The organism is Pseudomonas tehranensis, from assembly GCF_014268615.1.
Lineage (GTDB): Bacteria > Pseudomonadota > Gammaproteobacteria > Pseudomonadales > Pseudomonadaceae > Aquipseudomonas > Aquipseudomonas tehranensis.
This window is the reverse complement of the sequence record NZ_JABWQV010000155.1, coordinates 1-11,344: the sequence shown is the minus strand read 5'-3', so window position 1 is coordinate 11,344 and position 11,344 is coordinate 1. Positions and strand designations below refer to the sequence as shown.

11 protein-coding genes are annotated in these 11,344 nt (G+C 60.7%); 3 read left to right on the top strand and 8 right to left on the bottom strand.

Features of this window, described 5'->3' with window-relative positions; all coding sequences use genetic code 11:
- Positions 1 to 36: 36 nt before the first annotated feature.
- Together HU811_RS19130 and HU811_RS19125 are read right to left on the bottom strand one after the other, a co-directional pair.
- Complete coding sequence (locus tag HU811_RS19130; RefSeq protein ID WP_092395962.1) at positions 37 to 723, bottom strand: SDR family oxidoreductase; 687 nt, start codon at positions 721 to 723, stop codon at positions 37 to 39.
- A gap of 25 nt (positions 724 to 748) precedes the next feature.
- Positions 749 to 1,099 (bottom strand): MerR family transcriptional regulator, encoded by a 351-nt coding sequence (locus HU811_RS19125; protein WP_092395964.1) that lies wholly within the window; start codon positions 1,097 to 1,099, stop codon positions 749 to 751.
- Between the two features lie 81 nt (positions 1,100 to 1,180).
- Between HU811_RS19125 and HU811_RS19120 the strand changes: the two genes are divergently transcribed.
- Positions 1,181 to 1,609: a hypothetical protein gene (locus tag HU811_RS19120; RefSeq protein ID WP_092452130.1), complete on the top strand. Its 429-nt coding sequence runs from the start codon at positions 1,181 to 1,183 to the stop codon at positions 1,607 to 1,609.
- 78 nt (positions 1,610 to 1,687) lie between these two features.
- On the opposite strand, the gene HU811_RS19115 is transcribed toward HU811_RS19120, so the two are convergent.
- The 6 genes from HU811_RS19115 to HU811_RS19090 all read right to left on the bottom strand — a co-directional run bounded on the left by HU811_RS19115 (position 1,688) and on the right by HU811_RS19090 (position 8,186).
- Complete coding sequence (locus HU811_RS19115; RefSeq protein WP_092395968.1) at positions 1,688 to 2,614, bottom strand: ABC transporter permease; 927 nt, start codon at positions 2,612 to 2,614, stop codon at positions 1,688 to 1,690.
- Entirely contained in the window at positions 2,614 to 3,720 is a 1,107-nt protein-coding gene (locus tag HU811_RS19110; protein ID WP_186657506.1) for an ABC transporter permease, read from the bottom strand. The genes HU811_RS19115 and HU811_RS19110 overlap by 1 nt, the downstream gene beginning before the upstream one ends.
- 10 nt (positions 3,721 to 3,730) lie before the next feature.
- Complete coding sequence (locus HU811_RS19105; protein ID WP_092395972.1) at positions 3,731 to 5,284, bottom strand: ABC transporter ATP-binding protein; 1,554 nt, start codon at positions 5,282 to 5,284, stop codon at positions 3,731 to 3,733.
- A gap of 537 nt (positions 5,285 to 5,821) precedes the next feature.
- Positions 5,822 to 6,403: an IMPACT family protein gene (locus HU811_RS19100; RefSeq protein ID WP_076386466.1), complete on the bottom strand. Its 582-nt coding sequence runs from the start codon at positions 6,401 to 6,403 to the stop codon at positions 5,822 to 5,824.
- A 7-nt stretch (positions 6,404 to 6,410) separates the two neighbouring features.
- The gene (locus tag HU811_RS19095; protein WP_092395974.1) at positions 6,411 to 7,061 is read right to left on the bottom strand and encodes a TetR/AcrR family transcriptional regulator; all 651 of its coding nucleotides are present in this window, start codon (positions 7,059 to 7,061) and stop codon (positions 6,411 to 6,413) included.
- Between the two features lie 204 nt (positions 7,062 to 7,265).
- On the bottom strand, positions 7,266 to 8,186 hold the full coding sequence (locus HU811_RS19090; RefSeq protein ID WP_092395976.1) for a LysR family transcriptional regulator: 921 nt from the start codon (positions 8,184 to 8,186) through the stop codon (positions 7,266 to 7,268).
- 122 nt (positions 8,187 to 8,308) lie between these two features.
- On the opposite strand from HU811_RS19090, the gene aptA reads away from it, so the two are divergent.
- Together aptA and HU811_RS19080 are read left to right on the top strand one after the other, a co-directional pair.
- The gene (aptA, locus tag HU811_RS19085; protein WP_186657505.1) at positions 8,309 to 9,658 is read left to right on the top strand and encodes an omega-aminotransferase AptA; all 1,350 of its coding nucleotides are present in this window, start codon (positions 8,309 to 8,311) and stop codon (positions 9,656 to 9,658) included.
- Positions 9,659 to 9,730: 72 nt separating this feature from the next.
- Positions 9,731 to 11,224, top strand: coding sequence for a CoA-acylating methylmalonate-semialdehyde dehydrogenase (locus HU811_RS19080; RefSeq protein ID WP_186657503.1), 1,494 nt, complete (start codon positions 9,731 to 9,733; stop codon positions 11,222 to 11,224).
- The last annotated feature ends 120 nt before the right edge of the window (positions 11,225 to 11,344 follow it).

The following is an 11,344-nucleotide window of genomic DNA, read 5'->3' as shown; positions in this document are numbered from 1 at the left end:
CGCAATCGCGAGCAGGCTCGCTCCCACAGGCTTGGGTTACCAGGGAATCGTCTCGCCCTTGTAGTTGACGAAATGATGCCCACCCTTGCCGGCAAAGGCATTGACCTGATCAATCAGGCCTCGGGTGCTGGTCTGGACATCAATGTCCGCCCCTTCGCCACCCATGTCCGTCTTCACCCAGCCCGGGTGCAGCGACAGAACCGTCAATGTCTGCTCGCCCAGTTGGCTGACGAAGCTGTTGGTCATGGAGTTGAGCGCCGCCTTGCTGGCCTTGTACAGCGCCAACTCCGGCGCGTCGGGCATGGTCACGCTGCCCAGCACCGAGCTCATGAATGCCAGTACGCCGCTGCCGTCGCGGATCTGGCCGACGAAGCGCTGGGCCAGGTTGATCGGCGCCACGGCATTGGTGAAGAACAACTGGCCGACTTCCGCCAGCGTCGCGCCGCCCGGGCTCTGGTTGTCCGGGCCTTTGACACCGGCATTGACGAACAACAGGTCGAAGGTTTCGCCCTTGAGCTGCTGGCTCAGGGCGATGACGGCCTGCTGGTCGTCCATGTCGAGCTTTTCGATCCGCACCGGCCCAAGCGCCTTCAACGCCTCGGCGTTCTGCGGGTTGCGCACGGTGGCGGTCACGCTCCAGCCATCGCTCAGCAGCGTCTTCACCAGACCGAGGCCCAGGCCCCGGGAGGCGCCAATGATCAATGCGTTTTTTGCCGAATTCATGAGGAGCATCCTTGATGAAAAAAGGTCACGGATTTAATGGACAACGTTGCCCGAGCCGTTGTTTCAGCTCATGACGCAACGCGTCGAGTTCGGTCATGCGGGTTTCGATCAGGTTCAGTTTGTCTTGCAGCAATTGCGTCACGGCGCGGTCCGGGTCCGGTGTGTGCCACAGGGCGGCGACGCTGTTACCGATCTCGCCGAGGGTAAAACCCAGGCGCTGGGCGGTCTTGATGTAGAGCACCAGTTGCACCATGTCGGCGGGGTAGTGGCGATAGCCATTGGCGCTGCGCTGCGCCGCGATCAGGCCACGCTGCTCGTAGAAGCGCAGCGTGTCACGACTGACGGCACAGGCTTGGGCGAGTTCACCGATGCGCATGGTGGGTCTCCGGAGGGCTTGACCTTGGAGCATACCCCAGGCTTTAGCCTCTTTGCTTCCCAATTATCTGGAGCAAGGTGTATGTGGACTTTGATGCAATATCGCCGGGTGGTGCGCGGCAGCGCCTGGTACGACCTTATCGTGTCGGCCGTGCTGGCCACGCCGTGGAGCTTTGCGGCGTTGCATGGTGTGTTGATGAGTATGACTCAGCTATTTGACCTGCCTGGAGAACTGCCGCCGTTTGCGCCGGCGCATGTGCTGATGGCAAATCTGCTGGGCTCGATTGTTTGCGTGTGGTCGGTGCTGCGGATTCGGGATCCGCAGCCGCTTTATGGGCGTTATGACGCGGCGGGGCGGTTTTTGTTTGCGGCCTGGATGCTGTATGCATTGCTTCATGGGGCCAATGCGGTGTTGTGGGTTTTCCTGTTTTTCGAGTTGGCGTGGGGCTTGGTACAGGTGTTGCCGGTTCGGGCCTCATCGCGAGCAGGCTCGCTCCCACAAGGGGTCTGAGTCGAACCTGAGCTCAGGTTTCACCCGATCACAAATGTGGGAGCGAGCCTGCTCGCGATAGGCGTGCCGCGGTGTCTCTCAATGCCCCGCCTGCCAAGGCTGCCCCAGCGACACCGGCGCATACAACCGCGTGCGTACGGCATCCCGGGACAGCAACACCAGCACCACGATGGTCGCGGCATACGGCAGCATCGCCAGCAAGCTCGATGGAATCGCCAGCCCCAAGCCCTGGGCCACCAGGTGCAGGATGCTGGCGAGGCCGAACAGGTAGGCGCCCAGCAGCAGGCGCCACACTCGCCAACTGGCGAACACCACCAGCGCCAGGGCGATCCAGCCGCGCCCGGCGCTCATGTTTTCGGCCCACATCGGCGTGTAGGCCAGCGACAGATAGGCACCCGCCAGCCCGGCCATGGCGCCGCCGAACAGCACCGCCAGGGTCCGCACCCGCAACACCGGCAGGCCCATGGCACTGGCGGCATCGGGATTTTCCCCCACCGCCTGGATGATCAGCCCGACGCGACTTTTCACAATCACCCAGGCCACCAGGGCGAACAGTGCAAAAGACAGGTACACCAGCAGATCCTGGGCAAACAGCATCCGCCCGATCAACGGGATGTCACTCAAGTAGGGAATCGCCAGCGGCTCGAACCCCGCCAGCGGCTTGCCGACCCAGGCCGCCCCGACAAAACTCGACAGCCCTACGCCGAAAATCGTCAACGCCAATCCGGTGGCCACCTGATTGGCGTTGAACACCAGCGCTACCAACGCGAACAGCGCCGACAACAGCATCCCGGCGGCCATCGCCAGCAGCACGCCAAGCCACAGGTTGCCGCTGTTGAACGCAACGATAAAACCGATCACCGCGCCGAACAGCATCATGCCTTCCTGGCCCAGGTTCAAAACACCACTTTTCTCGCAGATCAGCTCACCCAGGGCCACCAGCAGCAACGGTGTGCCGCAACGGATCATGGCGTAGAAAATATTGCTCAACAGGTCGATATCCATCACAGCGCTCCTGCCTGAACGGCGGTGGTCCGGGTGCGCCGGGCCCAGCGCAGGTTAAGGCGCGGCCGATACAGGATCAGTACGTCGCAGGCCAACAGGAAAAACAGCATCATGCCCTGGAACAACTGGGTGATCGCCTGGGGAAGGTTCAGCGACATCTGCGCGCTTTCGCCGCCGATGTACAACAGGGCCATCAACAGGCTGGCGAACAGAATGCCGATGGGATTCAGGCGCCCCAGGAACGCCACGGTAATCGCCGCATAGCCGTAGCCCGGCGACACCTGCGGCACCAGTTGGCCGATTGGCCCGGTCACTTCGCAGACACCGGCGAGCCCGGCCAGTGCGCCGCTGATCAACAACGCCAGCCACACCAGCGGCTTCTGGCGAAAACCGGCGAAACCGGCGGCCCTAGCGTCCAGGCCCAACACTTTGATCTGAAACCCGACAAAACTTTTTTGCAGCAACACCCAGACCGCCACCAGTGCCAGCAGGGCGAAATACAACCCGGCATGAAGCCGCCCGTCCTCCACCAGCAATGGCAGGCGACTGGCATCGCCGAACATGGCCGACTCCGGAAAGTTGAACCCGGCGGGGTCTTTCAGCGGCCCGTGAACGCAGAACAGCAGCAGGTTAAGCGCGATGTAATTGAGCATGATGCTGGTGAGGATTTCATTGGCATTGAAGCGTGTGCGTAGCCACGCCGTGAGCCCGGCCCAGGCGGCACCGGCGAGAGTGCCGGTCAGCAGAATCAGCACCAATGCCCAACGGCTTTGCATGTCGATGATGTTCACCGCGACAGCGCTGCCGGCCAGGGCGCCCAATAACAATTGTCCCTCGGCGCCAATGTTCCAGATTCGTGCCTGGTAGGCCACCGCCAGGCCGAGGGCACAGAGCAGGATCGGCAAGGCTTTGACCAGCCATTCGGACACGCCGTATAGATCGCTGATCGGTGCGATCAACAAGGTGTACAAGGTTTGCAACGGATCATGCCCCAGGACGGCGAACAGCAGCGAGCCACAGCCCAGGGTCAATACGGCGGCCAGCAGCGGCGAGCACCAGAGCATCAGGCGCGATTGTTGGCCGCGGGGTTCAAGAGACAGCAGCATAAAAACTCCGTTAGACCGTCGCAGGATCAGGGGATGGAGGGGCGTCGAACTGGCCGGCCATCCAGCCGCCGACGTCGCTTAGCCGGGTTTGGACAGTGGGCCTCAAGGCGGACAAGCGCCCGCCACACAAAGCGCCGAGGCGGTCGCTGATCTGGAACAGTTCGTCGAGGTCTTCGGAGATCACCAGGATGGCAGCACCCGCATCGCGCAAGGCAATCAGTGCCCTGTGGATGGTCGCCGCCGCGCCGACGTCTACGCCCCAGGTCGGATGCGCCGCCACCAGCAGCCTGGGCTGTTGAAGGATTTCCCGACCGAGGATGAATTTTTGCAGGTTGCCCCCCGAGAGGCTGCGCGCCGGGGTTCTGGTATCGGGCGTCTTCACCCCAAAACGACGGATAATCTCCTCGGCCAGGTGCTCGACCTTGCGCCGTTGAATCAGGCCGCAACTGATCAGTCCTTGTTGGAAGGCGCTGAGCAGGGTGTTATCCGCCAGGCTCAATTGCGGCACGGCGCCATGGCCCAGGCGTTCGGCTGGAACAAATGCCAGCCCGAGGCGGCGTCGGGCATCGGGACGCAGATGTGCCACAGGTTGCCCGTCGAACCGGATCGTCTCGCCTTTGTGGCGGGGCAGTTGCGTTTCACCGCTGAGTAATGCCAACCACTCGTCCTGTCCATTACCCGCCACTCCGGCGATACCGACGATTTCGCCGCTGCGTACCTCAAGGTCTATATCCCGCAATGAGCAGCCGAACGGGTCCGGGTTCGGCCATGACAGTTTGTGGATCTCAAGGAACGCTTTGTCTGCGCTGACCTTGGGATAGTCCGCGATCAGGCCGGCCGCCTCGCCGACCATCAACTGCGCCAATTCGCGGTCCGAGCACTGCGCTGGTGTGCAATGCCCTGACACCCGTCCGCCGCGCAGCACTGTCGCGCTGTGGCACAACGCGCGGACCTCGCCCAACTTGTGGCTGATGAACAAAATGCTGCAGCCCTCGCTCGCCAGGCGCCGCAGGGTCACGAACAGTTCGTCGGCTTCCTGGGGCGTCAGCACCGAGGTGGGTTCATCGAGAATCAGCAGACGGATGTCCTGCATCAAGCAGCGAATGATCTCCACCCGTTGGCGCTCGCCAATCGACAGGCTGTGGACCAGCCGCTGCGGCTCCAGGGCCATGCCGTAGCGTCGGGAAACTTCGCGGATTCGCGGTTCCAGTTGCGCCGGTGTACCGGCTGCCGCGCCCATGGCCAGGGCGATGTTCTGCGCCACGGTAAGGGTTTCAAACAGCGAGAAATGCTGGAACACCATACCGATGCCCAGGCTGCGGGCCTGCGCCGGGTTGCGCAGGTCGACCCGTTGGCCTTGCCAGATCACCTCGCCCGAATCGGCTTGGGTAACGCCGTAGATAATCTTCATCAGGGTGCTTTTGCCAGCGCCGTTTTCGCCGAGCAGCGCGTGGATCTCGCCGGGTTGGATACTCAGGTCGATGGCGTCATTGGCCAGGCAACCAGGGTAGCGTTTGCTGATCTTGCGCAATTGCAGGCGCGGGATGGAATCGGGGTCGGACATGACAGGCTCGGGTCGGGGGACATGAATGCCTGTGGATAAAGCAATTTCCTGGCCAGTAGGTCAGGAAATGTCAGCGAGCCCCGCGCTTCGCCTATTAGCTTGGTGTACCCGCCAGCACCTTCGCTGTGGATAGAGCACCGCAATGGGGCGAGCAGGTGATGGAGGCGCTGTTTGTGCCCCGAAACGGGTGGTTAAAAAATGATCAGGCGGCTGCGAGCCATGCCTTTCATGGGGCGGCGTCAGCCATGAACGGGTTATCCACAGGATGTTCCACAGTTATTGTGCGCAAGCCTGAAGGTCAGGCATAACCAGCGCCCGGCTTTCTTCTAAAGGTGATAAAACGCCGCAAGCATTTGTTTTTCTAACGAATTCGTACCAAAAGCAGTGCTTTGATCAAAAAACGAACAGCGGTCGCAAAGCCGCATGACAGAAGGGTTACAGCGGGATGTGCTCAGGTTATCCACAGTCGGGTGCACAGTGGATGTGGGCAAGTCGGACGAGGGGCGTTGCCCCGAAAAGTCGCAGTACCCTTCGCTTTCAACGTGCCAGCAGAATCCGTCCACGGCTCAGGTCGGCCAATTGCTTCTGCAATGTTTCGATCTGCGCTTCACCCACGGCCACCTGCAAGTCCACACCATTGGCTGTAAAGCTTTCTGTGTTCACCAGCCCGCCGCACTCGGCGACCCGCAGCTTCACCAGGGCCAGTTCCGCGAAACCGCAGGTGCAGCGCAGCGCCACGCGGCTGATCAATTCAACCTTCTCGGCGTTTTGCAGGCATTTGTTCGCGCCCCCGCCATAGGCCCGGGCCAACCCTCCTGTGCCCAACTGGATTCCGCCGTACCAACGGATCACCAGCACCACGACCTGATCGCAAGCCTGGGCTTCGATGGCCGCCAGGATTGGCCGCCCGGCGGTGCCACCCGGTTCGCCGTCGTCGTTGCTGCGGTATTGATCGCCGAGTTTCCAGGCCCAGCAGTTGTGTGTGGCGTTCAGATCGCTGTGCTGTTCTATGAAGGCCACGGCATCGGCGGGGCTGGTGATAGGGGCGGCGAGGGTAATGAAGCGGCTTTTGCGAATCTCTTCGCGGTATTCACAAAAGCCGGTGAGGGTAAAAGGCATGAGGATCTTAAAAGGTTGGTTTCAGGCCGCAGCCCTTGAGAATGATGCGGATCAGATTGTCACCGGCATCGATCATGTCCTGCTTGGTCAACTTGCTACGACCGGTCACGCGGCAGATCTGGGTGGCGAAGTCGGCGTAATGCTGAGTACTTCCCCATAATAGAAAGATCAGGTGCACGGGGTCGATCGGGTCCATCTTGCCGGCGTCGATCCAGGCTTGGAACACCGCCGCGCGGCCGTTGAACCAGGTGCGATAATCCTGGTTGAAATATTCAGTCAGACATTCACCACCGCTGATCACTTCCATGGCGAAAAGCCGGGACGCTTGCGGGTGACGGCGGGAAAACTCCATTTTGGCGCGAATGTAGCGGGTCAGGGCTTCGCCCGGATCATCTTCGGCGGTGAGGGTATTAAAGGTGCTGTCCCACAACTCGATGATGTTGCTCAGCACCGCCACGTACAACCCAAGCTTGTTGGTGAAGTAATAATGCAGGTTCGCCTTGGGCAGCCCGGCCTTCAAGGCAATGGCATTCATGCTGGTGCCTTTGAACCCGTGACGGGCGAATTCATCTTCGGCGGCCTTGAGGATGGTCTCTTCGTTTTTTTGACGAATGCGGCTGGTGGGCTTGCCACCGTGGGCAGGGACTTCGAAGGTCATGGGCGTTTCCGGGCTGGGTCTGTGGGGCAAGCAAATGCGTTGATAGCGCACCGGCAGCGATCCGACAAGTGCCTCTGCTATATAAAGCCTGACTAAACACCTGTGGGAGCGGGCTTGCTCGCGAAAGCGGACAGTCATTCAACATTGATGCTGACAGAGACATCGCCTTCGCGAGCAAGCTCGCTCCCACAAAGAGATCAGGCGTTAGCGAGTTGCCGCCAAGCTCTGGAGAAAACTCTCCAGCACCAGATGAGGCCGACGCCCCTTGCGCGTGACTGACGCCAGGCTCAAATCATAGAAACGGGCCGTGGGCTTGAGGGCGCGCAACCGTCCCTGCTGGACCCACAGGTTGGCGTAATGATCCGGCAGGTAACCGATGTAGCGCCCGGTAAGAATCAGGAACGCCATGCCTTCGCGGTCCGATGCACTGGCAGTGCAATTGAGTGCCTGGTAGTGGGCCTGGATCTCGGCGGGCAAGCGGAAAGTCGGTGCGATGGCATCCTGGCTGTTGAGGCGAGCGTCGTCCAGTTGTTGGTCATCCACATAAAACAACGGATGCCCGACCGCGCAATACAACAGCGAGCGTTCGCTGTAGAGCGGTTGATACTCCAGCCCGGAAAGAGCGCTGGCCTGGGGCACCACTCCGACATGCAATCGACCGTCGAGTACACCTTGTTCGACCTCGTTGGGGGCGATCATGCGAATCTGTATCTGCACATCAGGTCCGCGTTCCTTCAATTGGGCCAGGGCATGGGTGATGCGCATATGGGGCAGGGTGACGAGATTGTCGGTCAGACCAATGATCAATTCACCGCGCAGGTGCTGATGCAGGCCGTTGACTTCGGTGCGAAAACTTTCCAGCGCACTTAACAGTTGCAATGCCGACTGATACACCTCGCGGCCTTCCTCCGTCAGGGAAAAGCCCGCCCGCCCGCGCTGACACAGCCGTAGGCCAAGGCGCTGTTCAAGGTCGCTCATCTGTTGGCTGATGGCGGAGCGGCCGATTCCAAGCACCGTCTCCGCTGCGGAGAATCCACCGCACTCCACCACGCTGCGAAAAATGCGCAACAGACGGATATCAAAGTCGCTGACCTGGGCCAGCGGATCGGGACGACGCGCGCTCATAGTTTAGTGATCCGCTGACTGAAGGTTAGAAAAGTTGGATTTCATCGACTTTATCGCCGTGGCAAGTTAGCTGCAAGAACGCCTTTCGATCCTTGTCGCTTCTCTCCTGCGAGGTTTTGTCGATGAACATGCCCGAACATGCTGCCGGTTCCCTGGCCAGCCAGCTCAAGCTTGATGCCCACTGGATGCCTTACACCGCCAACCGCAACTTCCAGCGCGATCCGCGTCTGATCGTCGCCGCCGAAGGCAGTTGGCTGGTGGATGACAAAGGGCGCAAGGTGTACGACTCGCTATCGGGTCTGTGGACGTGCGGCGCCGGGCATACCCGCAAGGAAATCCAGGAAGCGGTCGCCAAACAGTTGGGCACGCTCGACTACTCGCCAGGCTTCCAGTACGGCCATCCGCTGTCGTTCCAGTTGGCGGAAAAAATCACCAGCCTGACACCGGGCAACCTCAACCATGTGTTCTTCACCGACTCCGGCTCCGAGTGCGCCGATACCGCGGTGAAGATGGTCCGCGCCTACTGGCGTCTCAAGGGCCAGGCGACCAAGACCAAGATGATCGGCCGTGCGCGTGGTTACCACGGCGTGAACATCGCCGGCACCAGCCTTGGCGGCGTCAGCGGTAACCGCAAGTTGTTCGGCCAGGCGATGATGGACGTCGATCACTTGCCCCACACTTTGCTGGCGAGCAATGCCTATTCCCGTGGCATGCCGAAAGAGGGCGGTATCGCTTTGGCCGATGAGCTGTTGAAGCTGATCGAGCTGCACGATGCCTCCAATATCGCCGCGGTGTTCGTCGAACCAATGGCCGGTTCCGCTGGCGTGCTGGTGCCGCCGGAGGGTTATCTCAAGCGCCTGCGGGAAATCTGCGACCAGCACAGCATTCTGTTGGTGTTCGACGAGGTCATCACTGGGTTCGGCCGTACCGGTTCGATGTTCGGTGCCGATAGTTTCGGCGTGACCCCGGATCTCATGTGCATTGCCAAACAGGTCACCAATGGCGCGATCCCCATGGGCGCGGTGATCGCCAGCTCCGAGATCTACCAGACGTTCATGAACCAGCCGACGCCGGAGTACGCCGTGGAATTTCCCCATGGCTACACCTATTCGGCGCACCCGGTGGCGTGCGCGGCGGGCCTGGCGGCGCTGGGTCTGCTGCAAAAGGAAAACCTGGTGCAGAGCGTCGCCGAGGTGGCTCCGCATTTCGAGAATGCCTTGCATGGCCTGAAGGGCGCGAAGAACATCATCGACATCCGCAACTATGGCCTGGCCGGGGCAATCCAGATTGCACCCCGCGATGGCGACGCGATCGTACGTCCGTTCGAGGCCGGCATGGCGTTGTGGAAAAAGGGGTTCTACGTGCGTTTCGGCGGTGACACCCTGCAATTCGGGCCAACGTTCAACAGCAAGCCACAGGATCTGGATCGCTTGTTCGATGCGGTCGGTGAAGTGCTGAACAAACTCGACTGACGCGTCCTTCTATACAGCTTTCAATACGGGCGTCCGGCAGCGGGCGTTTGTGGATAACATTCTGGAGTCCCCATGAGCCTCATTGCGCATTTGATCAATGGCGAACTGTTGAGCGACAGCGCTCGTACCGCCGACGTGTTCAACCCCTCGACCGGCCAGGCGATTCATAAGGTGCCACTGGCTGATCGTGCGACGATCCAGCAGGCTATCGACGCCGCCAAGGCGGCTTTCCCTGCCTGGCGCAACACACCGGCGGCCAAGCGAGCGCAGGTCATGTTCCGGTTCAAGCAGTTGTTGGAGCAGAACGAGTCGCGCATCGCCCAGTTGATCAGTGAAGAGCACGGCAAGACGCTGGAAGATGCGGCTGGAGAGCTTAAGCGCGGCATCGAGAACGTCGAATTCGCCTGTGCGGCACCGGAGATTCTGAAGGGCGAATACAGCCGTAATGTAGGGCCGAACATCGACGCGTGGTCAGACTTCCAGCCCTTGGGCGTGGTGGCGGGCATCACGCCATTCAACTTCCCGGCGATGGTGCCGCTGTGGATGTACCCGTTGGCAATCGTTTGTGGCAACTGCTTCATCCTCAAGCCGTCCGAGCGTGACCCGAGTTCGACGTTGCTCATCGCCCAATTGCTTCTGGAAGCCGGGTTGCCCAAAGGCGTGTTGAGCGTGGTGCATGGCGACAAAGCCGCAGTGGATGCGCTGATCGAAGCGCCGGAGGTGAAGGCGCTGAGTTTTGTCGGCTCCACGCCGATTGCCGAATACATCTATGCCGAAGGTACTCGGCGCGGCAAACGCGTCCAGGCACTGGGTGGTGCTAAGAACCACGCGGTATTGATGCCGGATGCAGATCTGGATAACGCCGTCAGTGCGTTGATGGGGGCGGCCTACGGTTCGTGTGGCGAACGCTGCATGGCGATCTCGGTGGCGGTGTGTGTCGGCGATCAGGTGGCGGATGCGCTGGTGGCCAAGCTGGTGCCGCAGATCCAGTCGCTGAAAATCGGCGCGGGCACGTCGTGCGGACTGGACATGGGCCCATTGGTGACCGGTCAGCATCGCGACAAGGTCAGCGGCTATATAGAAGATGGCGTATTGGCGGGTGCGTCGCTGGTTGTCGATGGTCGCGGTTTGAGCGTGGCCGGGCATGAGGAGGGGTTCTTCCTGGGCGGCTGCCTGTTTGATCGCGTGACGCCTGAGATGCGCATCTATAAAGAAGAGATTTTCGGGCCGGTGCTGTGCATCGTCCGGGTCAACAGCCTGGAAGAGGCGATGCAACTGATCAACGATCACGAGTATGGCAACGGCACATGCATCTTTACCCGTGATGGTGAGGCGGCGCGGTTGTTCTGCGATGAAATCGAAGTCGGCATGGTAGGAGTTAACGTACCGCTGCCGGTGCCCGTGGCCTATCACAGCTTTGGTGGGTGGAAGCGTTCGCTGTTCGGCGACCTGCATGCCTACGGCCCGGACGGGGTACGTTTCTATACTCGTCGCAAGGCCATTACCCAGCGCTGGCCGCAGCGTGCCAGCCACGAGGCGTCACAGTTCGCCTTCCCGAGCTTGTAAGCAATAGATGAAGAGGCCGGTGTCTTTGGACGCCGGCCTCTGTGTGTGTGGGGGCTTTTGACTGTTGTGACAGAAATATGAAAATAGGTGTTGACGGCAAATTCTGGAAGTCTATAATTC